This is a genomic window from Rhodonellum sp. (assembly GCF_030656585.1).
Classification (GTDB): domain Bacteria; phylum Bacteroidota; class Bacteroidia; order Cytophagales; family Cyclobacteriaceae; genus Rhodonellum; species Rhodonellum psychrophilum.
On record NZ_JAUSPP010000080.1, the window covers coordinates 49,275 to 69,125 of the forward strand.

The window sequence follows — 19,851 nt, forward strand, 5'->3', positions numbered from 1 at the left end:
TTGTTGCAATTAATAAAAGATGAATTTGTGAAGCATAAGCTTTTATACCAATGGGGCAATTTGTTTTTAAAAAGGCTCAAAAACAAAAAGTCCAAGGTAAGACCCTGGACTTTTTGTTTGGTTAAACAATCGTTCTATTGACTTAAATTCAATTCCCGAGTATGATTTCTCTTTCAACGTATCCCCCGCGGGTGGAAAGCAGCTTTAATTTTGCTTTTACAGGTTCTTTTTGATTGATTTTCACGGTAAACGAAGCTGTTTTGGTCTCTCCCGGATCGGTATATCCTGTATAAATCGTTTTTTCATACAGCTCCGGACTGGTGATCTGGACTTTTGCATTTTCAAAACCTTTGGTAAGCTCCTTGTCAAATTCCAACATCAGCCGGTCTTCCTGCACGATTTTCACCCTTTTGGCTTGTTCAAGTGCGACGGGTAGTTTACCCGAATTTGTCCAAGTGACATCTATTTGATACGTTCCATTGCTGCCCTTTTTGACATCAACTTTTTCAAGCTCGATTTGCGGCAGTTCCTTAGCCATGGCCAAATTGAACAGGGATTGTTTTTTGATCCAACCTTCCAACTGCCAAGGCGGACCGTTTTGCGAGAAGAATTTGGGGTGGAAACCACCGATTTCGACTTCTCCCAATTGAGGATGGTCAAATTTTTCCCATTTCTTGAATCCATTGGATTTGTTTTCTTCATCATCCCAACGCAAGGCATCATAATCATCATAAACGCCATCTCCGTCATAATCCTTCATGGCACCGTTGTTCCAGAGTTCATCGCCGTACCAAATCGATCCATAATAAAAATATCCGAAGTCAGGCCCATGCCCAAACAAAGGGCTTGGCTTCAAAGGATCACCCGTGACCCGATTCACCTTATACCTTGTGCTGTAAGTTTCATACACGTCACCTGCCCAAGGATATCCAGTAATGGTAATACCCAAGCTGTCCAATCTTTCGTAAATCGCCAAATCCTTTGGAAACATACTTTCAGCTCCGGAGGAGGTGGAAGGTGGCCTTAAATGCATGGGAACCCTTGTATCCAGCGAGTTCACCACCGATATATTGGGATGGGATAGAAGAAACAAAACCGTCGAACGGGTTTCTATCTCGCTCAAGGGAAATTCTCCCGCTCCACCTTGTGTATACCCACGCCCAGTAAGGTCTCCATTTCGATCGGGTCTCCAGTTTTCCGGATAATTTCTGTGCAGATCCAATCCACCTATACCGTCTTCGTTGTATTTTCCATCACCATCATTATCGATCCCTTCGGTGAAAAGCAACCAGTCTCCTTTTCCGTCCAACACCCTTTTCATCAATCTACCAGATGGATCCCTAGGATCGAGGATATAATTGGCTTCTTCTTTCTCTTTTTCGGTGATGGCCTTTTTTCTCATGTTGTGAATGACACCATCTCCATTCAAATCTTCCTCCGGATCCTCATCCAAAAGCCCATCACCATCCTCATCATGGGGCCGAACGGTACTTCTGTTTCGTTGTTCGGTATTCAGATACATCGTGGAACCATCAGGGTTGTTTTGTGGTCTTAGATAAATGGTCTTGGAATCGATCAATTTTGTGATTTCAGGATCCTTCCCATAATTTTCGAGCAGGTGCTTGGCCAGCCAAAGGACAGATTCGCTGCTGGTGACTTCGCCCCCATGCCGACCTCCTTCGAAATAGGCGGCTGGTTTATCTGTATCCTTTCCTGTTTTTTTGTTGGTTATCGTCATTTGGAGGATCGGTCTACCCTCATAGGATTTGTCCACTTCATAAAGTGCCGTGATATCGGGGAATTGTTCCGCCCATTTGATAAACCAATGGTACATGACATCCGGACTGTGGTAAATATCAAAAGTCAATTGGTCTTTTGGCACATATTCCACTTCAGGGAATTTGTGTTTTTTGAAAAATGACTGGCCATGCCGTTCTCCTGCGACGGTATAGAAGGTTGATTGCTCATTGTTCTCAGGCCAAATTTTCTTTGGCGAAAGGCCGTAATCCTGTCCACTTGCTCCCATTACGGAAAAAACCGAGAGGGTAAATACGGATAAATATTTCTTCATTACTTTAAGAGGTTGGTTGCAATAAAAATAGGGTTATTTCGAAAACCTTCCTAACCGCTCAAAAAAATCCCTAAGAAATACGGAAAAAGAAAGCATGAAATGCATTTGTATCAAAATTTGATTGACCCAGAATACAGATGGCAATTGGGTGAAAATCGCCACAGCGGCATATTTGGGTGCCTCAGCACCCAATTGGTTATAAAAACAATACTCAAAAAATACGCTGGCTCCTCTTTCTTAAACCTTTAGAAACAAAAAAGTCTTGCTAAAAGCAAGACCCTTTTCAGAATATAAACCCAAATATAACTTTAGAGATTAAAAGTTTTGAATTTTTAAATGACTGATTTTAGAATGGAATCCTATTTTTTCAATCAATTATTTGACAACTCTTTACAATTACCAAATAAAATTAACTATTAATTCTACGGCACCAAAGTAAATGCATTTTTCTCTAAATTACAAATTGAAAAAAATATTTTGCATTATTTTAAGTATTTCATAATTTGACGTCACATTCATTAACAACCCCCTAATTTAACCCCGAAAAAATGGACAAAATTTTAGATATTGACAATGTCGATCTCAAGATAATTTCACTACTAAATGATGATGCAAAAACACCTTATACCGAAATCGCCAAAAAGGTTTTCGTTTCATCCGGCACAGTCCATGTCAGAATGCGAAAACTTGAAGAAATGGGCATCGTCAAAAGTGCAACTTTGAACATTGATTTCTCAAAGTTGGGTTATGACATTTCTGCTTTTTTAGGAATTTATCTGGAAAAAAGCTCCCTTTATGACAATGTCATCGAAAACCTCAAACAGATTTCTGAAGTCATCAATGCATATTATACCACCGGCAACTACAGTATTTTTGCAAAAATCATCTGCAAGGACACCAATCATCTGCGTACCGTTTTGGATAATATTCAGAAAGTGGATGGGATAGACCGGACAGAAACCTTGATTGTCCTTGAAGAGAGTATCAATCGCCCAATCCAATTCTTTGAAAAAGATTTGAAGTAATAAATTTTACTTTAGATTAAATCTAAATAAAGAATTTTTATAAGTATTTAAATATTAATTTACACGAATCCGTTAGCGTTAAGATTTTTGAGGCTAACGGATTTTTTTTGATTTATTCAACTGATCGCGTCCAATCAAGGATATTTTTGCTTGGAAAAGGTTTTTTCCGACAGTACTGAACAATATAATTTGGATTAATGTTGTATCTTCGCACTACAAACTGTAATTAGTCTAAATAACTCAACCACATGAGCAAAGACAATCAAATACTGGAGGATTTAACTTCAAAGGAATACGAACACGGCTGGTCGGTAAATCTTGAAGTTGACGAAGCCCCAACTGGTTTAACAGAAGATACCATCCGATGGATTTCTGCAAAAAAAGAAGAACCCCAATGGCTCTTAGACTGGAGGCTTAAGGCATATAAAATTTGGCTGGCAATGGACGAACCCAAATGGGCCAATGTCCACTATCCAAAAATAGATTTACAATCCCTGAAATTCTATTCTGCTCCAAAGCAGTCAAACAAACCAAAAAGTCTCGACGAAATAGATCCTGAATTGCTTCAGATCTACGAAAGACTGGGTATTTCTTTAAACGAACAAAAAAAATTGCAAGGCATTGCCGTGGATGTGGTCTTGGACTCTGTTTCCGTAGGAACCACTTTCAAGGATACCCTTTCCAAATTGGGCGTGATCTTTTGCTCTTTCAGTGAGGCTGTTAAAGAACATCCGGAACTCGTCAAAAAATATTTGGGTTCGGTGGTTCCGATGACGGACAACTATTATGCAGCGCTAAACTCCGCTGTATTTTCCGACGGTTCATTTTGTTATATTCCAAAAGGCACCAGATGCCCAATGGAACTTTCCACCTATTTCAGGATCAATGCAGCCAACACCGGCCAATTTGAGAGAACCTTGATCATCGCCGAAGACAATTCATATGTATCCTATTTGGAAGGATGCACGGCTCCCCAAAGAGACGAAAACCAACTTCATGCCGCTGTGGTGGAAATTTATGCCGCCAAACATGCCGAGGTGAAGTATTCAACCGTTCAAAACTGGTATCCAGGAAATAAAGAAGGCGTTGGAGGAATTTATAATTTCGTGACCAAAAGAGGGATTTGTGCAGGTGATTATTCCAAAATCTCTTGGACACAAGTGGAAACTGGTTCTGCTGTGACATGGAAATATCCTTCTTGTATCCTGAAAGGGGATTACTCAATCGGTGAATTCTATTCCGTAGCCGTCACCAACAACTACCAGCAAGCCGATACGGGTACCAAAATGATTCACATCGGGAAAAACACAAAATCCAGAATCGTTTCCAAAGGCATCTCCGCGGGACACTCACAGAATTCCTATAGAGGTCAGGTTCAAGTAATGAAGCGTGCAACAAACGCGAGAAACTTTTCCCAATGTGACTCCCTTTTAATGGGAAACAGATGTGGGGCCCATACCTTTCCATACATCGATATCCAAAATCCGAGTGCAAAAGTGGAGCATGAAGCGACCACTTCCAAAATCGGTGAAGATCAACTCTTCTATTGCAACCAAAGAGGCATCGCCACTGAAGATGCGGTAGCATTGATCGTGAATGGCTACGCCAAAGAGGTCTTGAACCAATTGCCAATGGAATTTGCTGTGGAAGCCCAAAAGCTTCTAGCCCTAACCTTGGAAGGTAGTGTAGGTTAAAAACCTTTCCCGAAGGAGAAATCCTCGACTATTCATTTAACTAGATTTTCCCGAATTCATGCGGGGTGTTAATTTCAAATCAAAATCAATAAAATGCTTTCTATAAAAAATTTGCATGCCTCTATTGAAGGTACTCCCATCTTAAGGGGTATTAACCTAGAAGTAAAACCAGGCGAAGTCCATGCGATCATGGGACCAAACGGATCCGGTAAATCCACTCTTGCTTCTGTTTTGGCAGGAAGGGAAGAATACGAAGTCACCGAAGGTGAAGTCATCTTCATGGGTAAAAATCTTTTGGAGTTGAGCCCGGAAGACCGCGCCAGAGAAGGTGTTTTCCTTGCTTTTCAATACCCAGTAGAAATACCGGGAGTGAGCTCCACCAACTTTCTCAGAACTGCTGTCAACCAGGTCCGAGAGTACAGGGGTTTGGAAGCACTGGATGCCGTGAAATTCCTTTCCATCATGAAGGAAAAAATGAAATTGGTGGAAATCGACCAAAAACTACTGAGCAGATCCCTGAATGAAGGTTTTTCCGGTGGGGAGAAAAAAAGAAACGAAATATTTCAAATGGCCATGCTGGAGCCATCCCTTTCCATTTTGGATGAAACGGATTCAGGATTGGACATTGATGCCTTGAGAATAGTTTCGAATGGCGTCAACCAACTCAGGTCACCGGAAAAAGCGACCATTGTCGTCACCCATTATCAGAGATTGCTGGACTATATCGTCCCTGACTTCGTTCACGTCCTTTATAACGGAAGGATCGTAAAATCTGGAACAAAGGAATTGGCGATGGAGTTGGAAGAAAAAGGATATGACTGGATCAAGGAAGAAGCAGATTCCACTGCGGTTTAAACAATCCTTTTTTCACCCATCTAATCAATAACCATGACTGTTATCAAAAGTAACAAATCCACAGATCTCTTTTTGGATCATGTGGTTTCACATACAGATTTCTCAGCATTGAGAGCAAAAGGCCTTGAATTCTTGAAGGAGAAAGGTCTTCCTGCACTCAAAGAAGAGGAATACAAATTCACAGCCATCAGCAAAAAGCTGGAGCAAAGCATCTCGCGTTTTTCCACTGCCGAGAATATCCCACTTACCCAAGAACAGATTAAACCCCACATTTTTGAGGGATTTGATGGAGATCTGGTTGTTTTCAACAATGGGGTTTTTGACCCGTCCGTTTCTTCCGTATCCAAAAAAGGCTATACATTTGAAACACTTTCTGAAAACCAGCCAGAACTTTTGGGCAAAATCGCAAAAACCGAAAAGGATCCTTTTGTGGCCTTGAACAATGTTTTCTTCGAAGATGGTATCTATATAAAGGTAGGAAAAAACCAAAAAATTGAACAGCCCATACTTTTTCTTTATTTCAACCAAGCAAACAAAGGAGAGGTTATCACACCTAGGCTTTTGATTGAAATCGAAGACGGTGCCGAAGTGAAGTTTTTGGAAAATACCATTTCCCTCGATGAGGAATCCTATTTTTCAAATCCTGTGACTGAAATCAAAGTGGGACAAAATGCCCATGTGCATTACTGCAGATTTCAGAATGAAAATAGGAAATCAATTTCTGTCAATAACTTTGAGGTGGACATCCATAAAGACGCCACATTCACGTCAGTCGTCATTTCGATGGCTGGAGACCTGGTTCGAAATAATCTCAGCCTAAATCTTTTGGACACTGGTTGCGAGGGGAATATGTACGGATTGTACCTTCTCAATGGCAAAACCCATGTAGATAACCACACCAATGTGGACCACACCAAACCCCATTGCCAATCCAATGAACTCTACAAAGGTGTTTTGGCAGACAGTTCCCGAGGCATTTTCAACGGGAAAATATTTGTCCGTCAGGACGCACAAAAAACAAATGCCTTTCAACAGAACAACAACATCCTTCTTTCCGAAGATGCTATTGTGAATACCAAGCCACAGCTGGAAATCTGGGCAGATGATGTAAAATGCTCTCACGGTTGTACCACTGGCCAGCTTGATGAGGAAGCTTTGTTTTACCTCCAAGCCAGAGGCATTGGGAAAGAAAATGCAAAAGGACTGCTTTTATTTGCCTTTGCAGGAGAAGTTCTCGAGTACATTGCTGTAGACTCATTCAAGGATTATTGCCTTCATCTTGTACAAGAAAGATTGGGGAGTAATTTTTAAAACCACAAACATGTCGATAAATATTGAAAATATCAGAGCACTTTTCCCTGTACTTCATCAAGAAGTAAACGGAAAACCTTTGGTCTATCTGGACAATGCTGCTACCACACAAAAGCCCATCAGTGTGATAGAAGCTTTGACGGAATATTATTACAAAGACAACTCTAATATCCATCGCGGCGCACACACTTTGGCAGACAGGGCTACGGGGTATTTCGAAAATACCAGGGCTTTGGTCAGGGATTTCATCCATGCGAAAGAAGCGGCTGAAGTCATTTTCACCAAAGGGACCACCGAAAGCATCAATTTGGTTGCATCCACTTTTGGGAGAAAATTTATCGAAAAAGGGGATGAAATCATCATTTCAACGCTGGAACACCACGCCAATATCGTGCCTTGGCAGATGCTTTGCGATGAAAAAGGTGCGCTCTTGAAAATAATCCCCATCAAGGACAATGGGGAAATCCTGATGGAGGAATACGAGAAATTGCTCAGCAACAAAACAAAGCTGGTCAGTATCGTTCATGCTTCAAATACTTTGGGCACCATCAATCCAGTCAAAGAAATTATTGCGAAAGCACACGCTGTCGGTGCGAAGGTACTCCTGGATGGCGCACAATCTACGAGTCATCTGGAAATCGACGTGCAAGACCTGGATTGCGACTTCTTGGCTTTTTCTGCCCACAAACTTTATGGACCAACAGGTCTGGGAATATTGTATGGAAAAAGGGAATTGCTGGAAAGCATGCCTCCTTACCAAGGTGGTGGAGAAATGATCAAGGAAGTCAGTTTTGAGAAGACAATTTATAATGTTTTGCCTTTCAAATTCGAAGCAGGCACGCCCAATATTGCGGACGTGATTGCTTTCCAAAAAGCATTGGAATTCATTTCTGGTTTGGGCAAAAAAAATATTCTTGCCCATGAGACCAGGTTACTGGAATACGCCACCGAAAAATTGGCGGAGATCAAAGGGTTTGTCCCGGTAGGGACCGCAAAAGAAAAAGTCAGTGTGATTTCCTTCAACATCAAGGACATGCATCCTTTTGATGTCGGGATGATGTTGGATGCAAATGGCATTGCAGTCAGAACCGGAACCCACTGTACCCAACCTTTGATAAAACGTTTGGGGATCGAGGGAACTGTTAGAGCCTCCTTCGCTGTTTACAATACCGAATCTGAAATTGACAAGCTTGTAGAAAGTGTAGCTAAAATAGCGAAAATCAAAAACAAATGAAAAGCATCCAGGAAGCCCAAAACGAAATCATAGAAGAATTCAGCATACTTGGAGAGGATCGCGAATCCACGATATTTTATATCATGGAATTGGGCGCACAACTTCCTGATTTTCCAGAGGAAGAAAAAACAGAAGAGAATATCATCAAAGGCTGCCAATCCAAAGTTTGGTTAACCACCAAGGTAGATGCCAACAAGGTTGTTTTTCTGGCCGATTCCAATACCGATATTACCAAAGGTTTGATCAGTCTATTGATCAGGGTCCTTTCGGGAAGGAAGCCAGAAGAAATCCTTAATGCAGATTTGAACTTCATCCAGAAAATTGGAATGGGGAATATCATTGGCACCCAGCGGTCCAACGGACTTGCGGCCATGATCAAACAAATGAAAATGTATGCACTGGCTTATACAGCCAAATTGAACGCTTGATAAGAATATGTCTGACTCTACAAATAATTTGCAGGAAATACCTACACAAGAACTCAAGGAAAAAGTGATCAATGCCATCAAATTGGTCTATGATCCAGAGATTCCTGTGGATGTTTACGAACTTGGTTTGATTTATGAAATCAGCGTTTATCCTGTCAACAATGTGTTTGTTATGATGACCTTGACATCTCCAAATTGTCCTTCCGCGGAATTCATTCCTTCTGAAGTAAAAAGTAAAATCGAACAGATTGAAGGCATCAATCATGTAGAGCTCGAATTGACCTTCGACCCCCCCTATTCCCAAGACATGATGTCTGAAGCTGCCAAATTAGAATTAGGTTTCCTTTAAAATAAATCACTATATATATGTATCCAGAGCAATTAATCGCACCGATGCGTGCGGAACTTTCCGATATCGGTTTCCAAGAATTCAAGACTGCAGAAAGCATAGAAAGTCACCTTACCGACCATGAAGGCACGACCTTCATCGTGGTGAATTCTGTTTGTGGCTGCGCTGCAGGTGCCGCTAGACCGGGGGTCAAAATGGCCCTTGAAAATAGCAGCATAAAGCCAACCGTTTTGGCAACTGTATTTGCAGGAAACGATGTAGATGCGGTGGAAAAATTCAGGGAATTGGTACTGCCTTATCCCCCATCCTCTCCAGCCATGGCTTTATTCAAAAACGGAGAATTGGTTCACTTTATTGAGAGACACCATATCGAAGGTAGAAATGCCCAAATGATCGGTGCTCATTTAGTTGAAGTTTTTGAAGAATTTTGTAAATAAAATTGCCCTTCGGGGCTTTTTTTATTTCCATTCCGAATATGGAGTGAAAGGGTAAGAAATATCCATTTGCAGCGAAATTTATGTATTATTATTAAATCAAATTCATTTTTGTATTATTTTACAATCAATTTATTGTAACAAAAAATATTCTGAATTGTTGATTTGCTGTATAAAATCACCCTTACTCTTTTTGCCATTGATAATATTAATCCTTTAAATAATAGGTGTTTTTACTATCTTAAGGGCATTAATTGCAGTTTCCCAAATTGAATCGAAAACCAAAATAAATAAACATAAGACTTATGTCCGAATTTGCTAAGTTATCGTACGGAGGTAAAGAATTTGAATTGCCTGTAGTAGAGGGCACTGAAAATGAAAAAGCCATCAATATCGCCAAATTGCGCGCTGATACAGGCTTAATCACCCTTGATCCGGGATACAAAAACACAGGAGCCACTAAAAGTGCCATTACCTTTTTGGATGGAGAACTCGGTATTTTAAGGTATAGAGGATACAGAATCGAGGACCTTGCTGAAAAATCCACATTCCTTGAAGTGGCTTATTTGCTGATTTATGGTGAATTGCCAACGCAATCCGAATACGAAAAATTCTCTAGAGAAATTACCACGCATACTTTGGTGCATGAGGACATCAAAAAAATATTGGACGGATTCCCCTCCAATGCACATCCAATGGGCGTTTTATCTTCCATGATTTGCTCCTTAACTGCTTTTTATCCAGATTCCTTGGATCCCAACAGATCCAAAGACGAAGTAGATCTCAGCATCATCAGGTTAATTGCAAAAATGCCGACATTCGCTGCTTGGGCCTACAAGAATGAAGTGGGTCATCCAGTCAACTATCCTGACAACAGTTTGGACTACTGCTCCAACTTCATGAAAATGATGTTTGCCCTTCCAGCGGAAAGGTATGATGTTGATCCAATTGTGGCGAGTGCCTTGGATAAATTGCTGATTCTTCACGCCGATCACGAACAAAATTGCTCTACTTCCACCGTGAGAATTGTCGGTTCTTCTCAAGCAAGCTTGTACGCCTCCATATCCGCAGGTATCAATGCACTTTGGGGACCTTTGCACGGCGGAGCCAACCAATCCGTCATTGAGATGCTGGAAGCCATCAAGGCTGATGGTGGTGATTCCAAGAAATATTTGGCCAAAGCCAAAGACAAAGATGATCCATTCAGATTGATGGGATTTGGACACAGGGTTTACAAAAACTTTGATCCAAGAGCTAAAATCATCAAAAAAGCAGCGGATGATGTATTGGCCAAGTTGGGCGTTAAAGATCCAATTCTTGAAATCGCCAAGGAACTCGAACATGCCGCACTAAATGATCAATATTTCATTGATAGACAACTCTATCCAAATGTTGATTTCTACTCGGGAATCATCTACAGGGCTTTGGGTATTCCTACTGATATGTTTACCGTGATGTTTGCATTGGGAAGACTTCCAGGCTGGATTGCCCAGTGGAAAGAAATGAGAGAAAACAACGAACCTATCGGAAGACCACGTCAAGTTTACACTGGCGCAAACGAAAGGGATTATGTGACCATGAACAAAAGATAATCAAACCATCTTTTGATTTAAAAAAAACCACCGAATTGATCGGTGGTTTTTTTTTGTTTCCATACTGGAAGAAAAATTCACCATTCCGAAAACCAATCCCCCTCACTTCAACCCCATTTAGAAATCTGATACAGATTTCGGGTTTAATATCAATGATTAAGTAAGGATAAATTTGCCATTTCACCTATATTTGGAAACTTAAAACCTATAAATAGTTTACTTATGAGCGCAAATACCCTGGAAGAGGCAGTCGCATTGACCAAAAAATTTACCAGTAAGCCCAGCAACGAAGAATTATTAAAACTCTACGGATTGTACAAACAAGCGACCGAAGGAGACAACAACACTGAAAGACCCGGCGGTTTTGATTTTGTGGCAGCGGCAAAATACAACAGCTGGTCTAATTTTTCAGGCAAATCCAAGAATGAAGCTGCCGAAGAATACATTGCCCTTGTGAACAATATTGCGGCCAAATACAGTTGAAATAATCATGGCTGGAAAATTCAAAACCAGTCATGATTATTACTTTTTCTATCATTTCAACCCCAAAACCAAATTATCTTCAATAAAAAGGGTCATTTCTTGAGATATATTCTATTTTTCTAGAAATAGATTTGCTATTGAAAATAATAAAACCTACATTTGCATCCGAATTAAAATTATAACATTTTTCTAACCGTGGGTTCCCTTACTGTCGCTTACTTTGGGATACTTCTAGGAATACATGGTTTAGAGAAGTAAGGAAACACTTCATGGAACAAGAATTATTATTCTCAGACCTTGGGATTTCGGACGAAATCCTAAAGGCAGTGGAAGATATGGGCTATACCCATCCTTCCCCAATTCAAGCACAAACCATCCCTTTTTTACTTGCCGGACACGATGTGATCGGTCAAGCACAAACAGGAACTGGTAAAACTGCAGCATTCGGCATCCCAATCATTGATTTGGTGGATGCTTCTATCAACAAACCCCAAGCTTTGATCCTTTGCCCGACGCGTGAACTTGCTGTTCAGGTGGAAGGTGAAATCGTGAAATTGTCGCGACACAAAAGAGGAATCAGCAGCACCTGCATTTATGGAGGAGAAGCGATTGACAGACAAATCAGGAGTTTGAGAAAAGGTGTTCAGATCGTAGTTGGTACTCCCGGCAGGATCATGGACCATATGGAAAGAAGAACATTGAATCTAGACCACGTCAGCCTTATTGTGCTGGATGAGGCAGATGAAATGTTGGACATGGGCTTTAGAGAGGACATCGAAACGATTTTGAGCGAAATGCCAAAAGAAAGACAAACTGTCTTTTTCTCCGCTACTATGCCAAAGCCAATCTTGGACTTGACTCGAAAATTCCAAACCAATCCAGAGATTGTAAAGGTTTTGAGGAAAGAATTGACTGTAGAAAACGTTTCTCAGGCATATTACGAAGTAAAACCTTCATTGAGAATTGAATTGATGACAAGGTTGATGAACCTCAATCAATTTAAATTGAGTGTGGTTTTCTGTAATACCAAAAGAGCAACGGATGAAGTTACAGAAGCTTTGATATCTAAAGGTATTATGGCTGAAGCGCTTCACGGAGATCTTTCGCAAGCGCAGCGTACCAAAGTAATGAACAAGTTCAGAAAAGGATCTTGCTCTGTGATGGTTGCTACAGACGTAGCTGCAAGGGGTATTGACGTTGAAAATGTGGAAGTTGTATTCAATTATGACCTTCCTTTAGACGAAGAAAATTACGTACATAGAATCGGTAGAACCGGAAGAGCTGGTAAGTCAGGAATGGCCATCAGTTTTGTAACCGGAAGAAAAGATACACTTCGCCTCAAGGATCTTGAGCGATTTATCAAAACTACCATTTCAAGAATGGATCCCCCTTCAGTGGGAGATTTGGTTGAATTGAAAAAAGCGCAGATGGTGAAAGATGTTCACCGCGTTTTGGCCAAAGAATCTGACAATACTTTCTTCGAAGAAACAATCGGAATGATATTGGCAGAAGGCGTGACCATGGATCAAATCGCCCTTGCATTGATTAAAATGCAAATGGGAGATGCTGTGAAGCACATGAAGGACCAGAATTTCGAATTGGAAGTTGGTCGTGACAGAGAAAGAGGCGGAAGCGGTAGAAGAGAAGGCGGAAGAGACTCAAGAGAGCGTGACTCTGGAAGAGGAAGAGATAGATTCTCTAGATCTGACAGCCGTGGTGATAGCAGAGGAGGTTCTTCTGATAGCCGTGGACCAAGAAAAGAAAGAGGCCCTCGTGAGCAAAGCGAAAGAGAGCCAAACATGTCAAGACTTTTCTTGAGTTTAGGTAAAAAAGACCGTATCAGACCAAATGACATCGTAGGTGCCATCGCTGGAGAAACAGGTGTTCCCGGTAGAAGCATTGGTGGCATTGACATCTTTGACAACTTCTCTTTTGTGGATGTACCTTCCAAGGATGCAGAACACGTGATCAGTGTCATGAGAACCAATACCATCAAAGGACAGTCTTTGACCATTGAAATCTCAAAAGGATAAACAATAGATTGGATCAAAAATCCAGTCCAGTAGAAAAGCGCAGTCTCTTGGAGATTGCGCTTTTTTTATGATTTTTTTGGGGCCATCCACTACCTTTCAAATCCATTGCTTATTTTAGCTATTCAATCACCAATATAATCTATGCAACTATTTTTCCATGAAAATATACAGGGAAACAGCTTTGATCTCGATGCAGACGAGTCCAAACACCTTGTTAAAGTGTTGCGAAAAGTAAAGGGGGACAAAGTGTTTTTTACCGATGGGAAAGGCTTTCTTTTCACTTGCGTCATCATCGACCCCAATCCCAAAAAATGCCATTTGGCCATTCAGGAAAGGTTGTTTACTCCAGAGGATGATTTTTACATCCACTTGGCCATTTGTCCGACCAAAAATGCAGACCGAATGGAATGGCTGGTTGAGAAAATCACGGAAATTGGTGTCCATGAAATCACACTGATGCAATCAACCAACTCCGAAAGAGGCCACTTAAAACTAGAGCGTTTGGAGAAAAAAATCATCTCCGCATGTAAACAAAGTCTCAAAACCAGAGTTCCTAAATTGAATGAAGTCAGGCCTATAAGGGATTTGTTACAAGATAAAATCTTTGATACCTTTGAGAGATTCATCGCTTATGTAGATGAAGAAAATGACCAACACCTGTTTAAAAAAGCAAAACCAAAAAATTCCTATCTTGTACTTATAGGCCCAGAGGGAGATTTCTCGCCAGCAGAACTGGACTTGGCTTTTTCCAATTTCTTCCTCCCTTGCTCATTGGGGAAAAGCAGATTAAGAACAGAGACGGCGGGACTTGCCGCTGTTCACACCCTCCAATTGGTCAACAACGAATAATTTTATGAAAAAAATCATCCTCTATATTTTGGGCGCTTCGCTCGCTTGGTCCTGTCAAATCAAACCCGTAGATGACGCAGTCACCGCTGTCGGTGAAAAGGGTTGGCTCAAAGGCAACACCGAGGAAAAAATGGAAGAAATTGCGCACCAATTGGGCGGTTTCAGTCGGACGATGATGGAAGTCTCCTATCGGTACAGTGAACTGTACTGGGCAGGGATGGATGAAAACTGGGCTTACGCAGATCACCAAGTAGAGCACATTGTGGAAGCAATGGAAGACGGCTTGAAAAGAAGACCCGTGAGAGCGGCCTCCGCCGAATCCTTTATGGAAGAAACCCTTCCTGAAATGGAAGCTGTGATTTCAAAGAAAAACAAGGATGATTTTATTCTGGGATTCAGAGCCCTCACCTCAGGCTGCAACGGTTGCCATGCCAAGGAGGGTGAATCTTTCATCATGATCCAAGAACCTGAAACCAGGCTTTCACCCGTTCGGTTTTAATTATATAGATTACAATCTCACTTTATCATCCATTGCCAAAAACTATTCGCACCCAGTAGTTGGAAATAATTGGCTAAATGAATTTATGAAATGGCTTTTAAAGAAGATTCGGTTTTGACTCCTGATAATCACATCGAGAAAAACACCCGCTTCATCATCCAGGTTTCTACAGATGATGACGATGATAGACCCGTGTATATTTCCGGGAACTTCAACAATTGGCAAACACAAGACAGAAGGTTCCTCTTAGAAAAAGTGTCCGAAGGGAATTATGCGTTTGGTTTTCCCGGTGATTTCAAATTCCCAGAAGAATTGTTGTACAAATTCACAAAGGGAGATTGGTCTGAAGTGGAGATTGACCAATATGGAAACAAGACCCCAAATCGCTCCTGTACATTATTTGAGGGGATTCGAGAAGAACATGTATACAGGTGGCGACGCAACTGGCTGCCTTTTCGGCCCAGCCAACTCCCCAAAGTTCACCTCATTTCCAAGGAGTTTGAGATCCCCCAATTGAATAAAACCCGTAAGGTGTGGGCTTTGTTGCCACACGACTACGACACTTCGAATGAGGTATATCCTGTGCTGTATCTTCAAGATGCCCAAAATCTCTTCAATGAAAATGCTGCTTATGGCAACTGGCAAATCGACAAAAAACTTGCCGTCATGTCTGACTATGGGATTGGTAAAATCATCATCATCGCCATCGAGCATGCGGAAAAAGAAAGGGTTTTGGAATACAATGTCGGAAAAACACTGCTCGGTGAAGGACAGGGAAAAAAGTACATCCGTTTTGTGACCGATACACTAAAGCCATTCGTAGATAAAAATTTCAGGACAAAACCCGACCGGGAATTCACGGGAATTGGTGGGAGTTCGATGGGCGGACTCGTGAGTATCTTTAGTGGACTGATGTATCCTGAGGTGTATGGAAAATTGATGATCTTCTCCCCTTCCCTATGGGTCATCCCTAAAATAAAATTTTCCTTCCTTGATTTTTACGATCCCGCAGAAACCAAAATATACCTATACGCTGGAGGTGAAGAAAGTGAGACGATGGTTAAACATGTTGTGAAGTTCAAAAAACGTCTTCGCAAAAACGATCCCGAAAGGCAAAACATGAAAATCAATCTCAGTATCAATGAAGAAGGCAAACACAATGAGACCTATTGGAGTGACGAATTCCCAAAGGCAATTGAATGGTTGTTCTTTAACGATAAGGCATAAGATTTCCGATCTCTTAATTCATCAAAGAGATCGACCACCACTGATCCCAAATGCCGGTACCCTTTGACCTGCTTTTCACCCCATTCCAAAAAAACATGAAAATATCGATTGATCGTCTCCCACAAAATCACAAAGGATTGATTCTGCTTCCATTTGAGGAAAGTGAATCGCTCCGATACCCTACAGATTTTCAAAAGCTCAAAATCTCCTCTGTCCTTTTTTCAGGAAAAAAAGATACCCAATTCCTATTGGAAGACTCTGCGTCTGAAAGGACCTATCTTTTGATTGGTTTGGGGAAAAATCCTGACTACAAAACAATACAAACGGCTTTCCGGAGGTTGACCGCCAAGCAATCGCGCTTGTTTGAAAAAGGGGCCTTATTGGCAATTCAGGAAGAAATGAAGGATTCTTTTCTGGAGGCTGCAGTTTCCGGGCTTTATTTGGGCACCTATCGATTGGGGCATTTCAAAAAAACAGAAGAACCCAAATTGGATTGGGAGAACGTTTCTCTCCGGATTTCTTCCTCATTTGAGGATGCGGAAAAAATCGCGGAAAGAGCTTCGAAAATCGCAAACGCCCAACTTCAGGTATTTAACCTGGTCGATCTTCCCTCCAATACCGTCACCCCAGAATACCTCTCCGATTGGGCAAGAAATGCGGGGAAGACATTTGGCTTTGAAGTCAAGGTCTTGGGAAGAGCCGAAGCGAAAGAACAACATCTGGATGCTTTTTTGGCCGTCAGTCAGGGAAGCCACAGAGAACCGCAGTTCATCATAGCCCAATACAATCCTGAAAATCCCAAGAAACACATCGGTCTCGTCGGAAAAGGGGTTACTTTCGATACCGGAGGGCTGAACATCAAAACCGCCGGTATGGTCCACATGAAATGTGATATGGGCGGTGCTGCGGCTGTTTTGGGTGCCATGCAAGCCATCGCCGATCTGAAATTGCCCGTGAAAGTTACTGCTATCGTTCCCTGCGTGGAAAATTCGGTGGACAATCAAGCGTTTCTCCCTTCTGATGTAATCGGAAGTTATGCTGGGAAAACAATTGAAATCATCGATACGGATGCCGAAGGCAGATTGATACTTGCAGATGGGCTTTCTTATTTGATCAAAAATCATCAGCCCGATTCCGTGATTGACTTGGCTACTTTGACAGGCAGCACGGTCGGTACATTCGGATATGAATGTGCCGCCTTGTTTACCAATGACATCGATCTATCCCAAAATCTCCAGAAAAGTGGGGAAAGTATTGGGGAAAGAGTTTGGCCTTTGCCACTTTGGGATGTATATCAACCTGAAATCGAAAGTGAAATTGCCGATTTGAAAAATTACCATGGAAAACCCTTTGCAGGTGCCATCGTCGCCGCAAAGTTCTTGGAGGCTTTTACAGAAAATCATGGTTCCTGGGCACATATCGACATCGCGGGAACTGCATTCGGGGATTCGGAATTTGCAAAAACCAAACATGCTACTGGATTTGGTATGCATTTATTGCTTAATTTGTTGGAGAAAATATAAAAAAAATAAATAGACCATGGCCGAGACCGCTAAAACCTTTATTTGTGTCTCCAACTTTTTTAAAGGCGGAGCATTTTTGACCGAGTTAAAAAAATTGGGCAACAAAGTTTACCTCATCACTTCCGAAAACCTGCGGGACAAACCTTGGCCCTTTGCTTACATCGATGAGATTTTCTACATGCCCGGTCAGGATCTGGACTGGAATATGGATCATCTCTTGCTCGGAGTTGCCAATTTGATGAAATCCAACAAAGTGGAATCTATCGTGGCATTGGATGATTATGATGTCGAAAAGGCTACTTTTCTGAGGGAAAACCTCCGGATTCCCGGGATGGGACAAACCACCGGTAGGTTTTTCCGTGACAAATTGGCCATGCGCATGAAAGCAAAATCTTCAGGCGTCTTGGTTCCTGAATTTGCAGCGCTTTTCAATGATGACGAAATCAATCATTTCGCCGATACCGTTCCCGCACCATGGGTGCTGAAGCCCCGCTCTGAAGCTTCCGCAAATGGCATCATCAAGGTGGAAGACAAAGAAAGCCTATGGCACCATATCCATGCATTGGAAGAAAATAGAATCCGTTATCTCGTGGAGCAATTCAAGCCTGGAGATGTCTTCCATGCGGACGGATTGAACCTGGAAGGAAAAACCTTGTTTTGTACCGTATCGAGATACTTATCCACCCCAATGGAAATTTCCCAAGGCGGAGGAATCTTCAGAAGTGCAAATCTCCCCTACAAATCTGAGGACGACAAGGCGATCAACAAGGCCAACAGTGAAGTCATGAAAGCATTTGGAATGAAAAGCGGTGCGACACATACCGAGTTCATCAAGTCCAAAGAAGATGGTAAAATATACTTCCTGGAAACTTCCTCCCGCGTAGGGGGTGCCCATTTGGCTGAAATGGTGGAGGCCGCTACCGGCGTAAACCTTTGGGAAGAATGGGCCAGAATTGAGGATTCCCTTGCAAAAGGGTATAAATACAAATTGCCCAAAGTCCGGAAAGACTATGCTGGGATCGTTTTGACACTTTCCAAGTTCGAACAACCGGATTTGTCAGAGTTCAATGATCCAGAAGTGTATTTCAGGGTTCCGCTGGAATATCACGCAGGACTTATCGTAAAGGCCAAAACACAGGAGCGTGTCCTTGCCCTATTGGATGACTATGCGGAACGCCTAACAACTGGTTTTTCCTCAGTCGCCCAACAAGAGCAATTGAAGAAATTCCACTAGGGAAATAACGGGGACCAATCCTTCACTTGTCATTAACCAAGTTGTGGATTGGTCTTCTCACTTCATTATCTTCTTAAAAAATTTAAGAATAAAAATCATCCCTTTTAAAACATCAATCTTTGTTTGCTTCCCCAATAAACCCTCTTTTAATCATGAAAAAGCTCCTAACAGGCGTGTTTCTTTTGTTTTTTATTTTTCAAGCCATTGGACAGGTGGACACCGTAGAAGTGTACAGCAAGGTAATGGACAAAACCCTGAAGGCAGCAGTAGTCTTCCCTGACGGCTACAAAGAAGCCATGCACAACTTCCCAGTAGTGTATCTCCTCCATGGGGGATCGGGAAGATTCAGCGATTGGCACAACAAAACCACTGACCCCAACCTGCTGATCGATTTGGTCAATCAGTACCAAGTGCTCATCGTCACTCCGGGAGTTGGTCCATCGAGTTATTATTTTGATAGCCCACAGATGGATTCTGTCCAATACGAAAGTTATCTCACCAAGGAATTGATTCCCTTTATCGATGGTAAGTACAAGACCATTTCAGACAGAAAAAGCCGTGCCATTACAGGACTTTCCATGGGTGGACACGGAGCAATGATGCTGAGTGCCAAGAACCCGGAATTATTTATCGCTGCGGGAAGTATGAGTGGAGTCATGAATATCGACACCCGATTGTGGACGGTCAATCCAGAGTTCGCCAGCCAAAGACGACAAGACCAAGCCAAGATGTTGGGTGAAATACAATATGATTCTCCTTTTAGCCAATACACGGCAGTAGGATTGGTGGACAAGATGAAATCAAATGGCATTGCTTTGCTTATTGATTGTGGTGTGGATGATTTCCTGATCGCCACCAACCGACAAATCCATCAGTTATTGCTCGAAAATGGGATACCACATGAATATACCGAAAGGCCAGGAGCGCATACTTGGGAATATTGGTCAGATGCACTCCCCTTTCACATGCTGTTTATCAGCAGAGAATTCAAGAAAAATTTACAGTAAGCA

Annotated in this window: 18 protein-coding genes; 17 read left to right on the plus strand and 1 reads right to left on the minus strand. The window is 41.8% G+C overall.

The window, feature by feature from the left end; translation table 11 throughout:
• Positions 1-148: 148 nt before the first annotated feature.
• Entirely contained in the window at positions 149-2,071 is a 1,923-nt protein-coding gene (locus tag Q7J63_RS19450; RefSeq protein WP_304888642.1) for a M14 family metallopeptidase, read from the minus strand.
• A gap of 548 nt (positions 2,072-2,619) precedes the next feature.
• On the opposite strand from Q7J63_RS19450, the gene Q7J63_RS19455 reads away from it, so the two are divergent.
• The 17 genes from Q7J63_RS19455 to Q7J63_RS19535 all read left to right on the plus strand — a co-directional run bounded on the left by Q7J63_RS19455 (position 2,620) and on the right by Q7J63_RS19535 (position 19,848).
• Positions 2,620-3,096, plus strand: coding sequence for an Lrp/AsnC ligand binding domain-containing protein (locus Q7J63_RS19455; RefSeq protein WP_019600539.1), 477 nt, complete (start codon positions 2,620-2,622; stop codon positions 3,094-3,096).
• A gap of 248 nt (positions 3,097-3,344) precedes the next feature.
• Positions 3,345-4,790 carry a Fe-S cluster assembly protein SufB gene (gene sufB / locus Q7J63_RS19460; protein WP_019600538.1) on the plus strand — a complete coding sequence of 482 codons (1,446 nt, stop codon included), beginning with the start codon at positions 3,345-3,347 and terminating at the stop codon, positions 4,788-4,790.
• Between the two features lie 93 nt (positions 4,791-4,883).
• Complete coding sequence (gene sufC / locus Q7J63_RS19465) at positions 4,884-5,645, plus strand: Fe-S cluster assembly ATPase SufC (RefSeq protein WP_019600537.1); 762 nt, start codon at positions 4,884-4,886, stop codon at positions 5,643-5,645.
• A 33-nt stretch (positions 5,646-5,678) separates the two neighbouring features.
• Positions 5,679-6,956, plus strand: coding sequence for a Fe-S cluster assembly protein SufD (gene sufD, locus Q7J63_RS19470; protein ID WP_304888645.1), 1,278 nt, complete (start codon positions 5,679-5,681; stop codon positions 6,954-6,956).
• Between the two features lie 10 nt (positions 6,957-6,966).
• Positions 6,967-8,190, plus strand: coding sequence for a cysteine desulfurase (locus tag Q7J63_RS19475; protein ID WP_019600535.1), 1,224 nt, complete (start codon positions 6,967-6,969; stop codon positions 8,188-8,190).
• Entirely contained in the window at positions 8,187-8,618 is a 432-nt protein-coding gene (locus tag Q7J63_RS19480) for a SufE family protein (protein ID WP_019600534.1), read from the plus strand. The genes Q7J63_RS19475 and Q7J63_RS19480 overlap by 4 nt, the downstream gene beginning before the upstream one ends.
• A 7-nt stretch (positions 8,619-8,625) precedes the next feature.
• Entirely contained in the window at positions 8,626-8,967 is a 342-nt protein-coding gene (locus Q7J63_RS19485; RefSeq protein ID WP_019600533.1) for a DUF59 domain-containing protein, read from the plus strand.
• Positions 8,968-8,984: 17 nt separating this feature from the next.
• Complete coding sequence (locus Q7J63_RS19490) at positions 8,985-9,404, plus strand: BrxA/BrxB family bacilliredoxin (protein ID WP_019600532.1); 420 nt, start codon at positions 8,985-8,987, stop codon at positions 9,402-9,404.
• Between the two features lie 302 nt (positions 9,405-9,706).
• On the plus strand, positions 9,707-10,993 hold the full coding sequence (locus Q7J63_RS19495) for a citrate synthase (protein ID WP_019600531.1): 1,287 nt from the start codon (positions 9,707-9,709) through the stop codon (positions 10,991-10,993).
• A gap of 222 nt (positions 10,994-11,215) precedes the next feature.
• A complete protein-coding gene (locus Q7J63_RS19500; RefSeq protein WP_304888648.1) occupies positions 11,216-11,476 on the plus strand; it encodes an acyl-CoA-binding protein in 261 nt (86 codons plus the stop codon).
• 269 nt (positions 11,477-11,745) lie between these two features.
• Entirely contained in the window at positions 11,746-13,509 is a 1,764-nt protein-coding gene (locus Q7J63_RS19505) for a DEAD/DEAH box helicase (protein WP_019600528.1), read from the plus strand.
• A gap of 141 nt (positions 13,510-13,650) precedes the next feature.
• Entirely contained in the window at positions 13,651-14,358 is a 708-nt protein-coding gene (locus tag Q7J63_RS19510; protein WP_304888649.1) for a 16S rRNA (uracil(1498)-N(3))-methyltransferase, read from the plus strand.
• 4 nt (positions 14,359-14,362) lie between these two features.
• Positions 14,363-14,857: a hypothetical protein gene (locus tag Q7J63_RS19515; RefSeq protein ID WP_304888651.1), complete on the plus strand. Its 495-nt coding sequence runs from the start codon at positions 14,363-14,365 to the stop codon at positions 14,855-14,857.
• Between the two features lie 90 nt (positions 14,858-14,947).
• Positions 14,948-16,084, plus strand: a complete 1,137-nt coding sequence (locus Q7J63_RS19520; RefSeq protein WP_304888652.1) for an alpha/beta hydrolase — start codon at positions 14,948-14,950, stop codon at positions 16,082-16,084.
• Between the two features lie 95 nt (positions 16,085-16,179).
• The gene (locus tag Q7J63_RS19525; RefSeq protein ID WP_304888653.1) at positions 16,180-17,607 is read left to right on the plus strand and encodes a M17 family metallopeptidase; all 1,428 of its coding nucleotides are present in this window, start codon (positions 16,180-16,182) and stop codon (positions 17,605-17,607) included.
• A 16-nt stretch (positions 17,608-17,623) separates the two neighbouring features.
• Positions 17,624-18,841, plus strand: a complete 1,218-nt coding sequence (locus Q7J63_RS19530; protein WP_019600523.1) for an acetyl-CoA carboxylase biotin carboxylase subunit family protein — start codon at positions 17,624-17,626, stop codon at positions 18,839-18,841.
• 152 nt (positions 18,842-18,993) lie between these two features.
• A complete protein-coding gene (locus Q7J63_RS19535; RefSeq protein WP_304888655.1) occupies positions 18,994-19,848 on the plus strand; it encodes an alpha/beta hydrolase family protein in 855 nt (284 codons plus the stop codon).
• The last annotated feature ends 3 nt before the right edge of the window (positions 19,849-19,851 follow it).

Excerpts from the sequence above, each read along its gene's own strand:
- Q7J63_RS19450 (WP_304888642.1), bottom strand. The coding sequence starts at position 2,071 with ATGAAGAAATATTTATCCGTATTTACCCTCTCGGTTTTTTCCGTAATG.
- Q7J63_RS19455 (WP_019600539.1), top strand. The coding sequence starts at position 2,620 with ATGGACAAAATTTTAGATATTGACAATGTCGATCTCAAGATAATTTCA.
- sufB (WP_019600538.1), top strand. The coding sequence starts at position 3,345 with ATGAGCAAAGACAATCAAATACTGGAGGATTTAACTTCAAAGGAATAC.
- sufC (WP_019600537.1), top strand. The coding sequence starts at position 4,884 with ATGCTTTCTATAAAAAATTTGCATGCCTCTATTGAAGGTACTCCCATC.
- sufD (WP_304888645.1), top strand. The coding sequence starts at position 5,679 with ATGACTGTTATCAAAAGTAACAAATCCACAGATCTCTTTTTGGATCAT.
- Q7J63_RS19475 (WP_019600535.1), top strand. The coding sequence starts at position 6,967 with ATGTCGATAAATATTGAAAATATCAGAGCACTTTTCCCTGTACTTCAT.
- Q7J63_RS19480 (WP_019600534.1), top strand. The coding sequence starts at position 8,187 with ATGAAAAGCATCCAGGAAGCCCAAAACGAAATCATAGAAGAATTCAGC.
- Q7J63_RS19485 (WP_019600533.1), top strand. The coding sequence starts at position 8,626 with ATGTCTGACTCTACAAATAATTTGCAGGAAATACCTACACAAGAACTC.
- Q7J63_RS19490 (WP_019600532.1), top strand. The coding sequence starts at position 8,985 with ATGTATCCAGAGCAATTAATCGCACCGATGCGTGCGGAACTTTCCGAT.
- Q7J63_RS19495 (WP_019600531.1), top strand. The coding sequence starts at position 9,707 with ATGTCCGAATTTGCTAAGTTATCGTACGGAGGTAAAGAATTTGAATTG.
- Q7J63_RS19500 (WP_304888648.1), top strand. The coding sequence starts at position 11,216 with ATGAGCGCAAATACCCTGGAAGAGGCAGTCGCATTGACCAAAAAATTT.
- Q7J63_RS19505 (WP_019600528.1), top strand. The coding sequence starts at position 11,746 with ATGGAACAAGAATTATTATTCTCAGACCTTGGGATTTCGGACGAAATC.
- Q7J63_RS19510 (WP_304888649.1), top strand. The coding sequence starts at position 13,651 with ATGCAACTATTTTTCCATGAAAATATACAGGGAAACAGCTTTGATCTC.
- Q7J63_RS19515 (WP_304888651.1), top strand. The coding sequence starts at position 14,363 with ATGAAAAAAATCATCCTCTATATTTTGGGCGCTTCGCTCGCTTGGTCC.
- Q7J63_RS19520 (WP_304888652.1), top strand. The coding sequence starts at position 14,948 with ATGGCTTTTAAAGAAGATTCGGTTTTGACTCCTGATAATCACATCGAG.
- Q7J63_RS19525 (WP_304888653.1), top strand. The coding sequence starts at position 16,180 with ATGAAAATATCGATTGATCGTCTCCCACAAAATCACAAAGGATTGATT.
- Q7J63_RS19530 (WP_019600523.1), top strand. The coding sequence starts at position 17,624 with ATGGCCGAGACCGCTAAAACCTTTATTTGTGTCTCCAACTTTTTTAAA.
- Q7J63_RS19535 (WP_304888655.1), top strand. The coding sequence starts at position 18,994 with ATGAAAAAGCTCCTAACAGGCGTGTTTCTTTTGTTTTTTATTTTTCAA.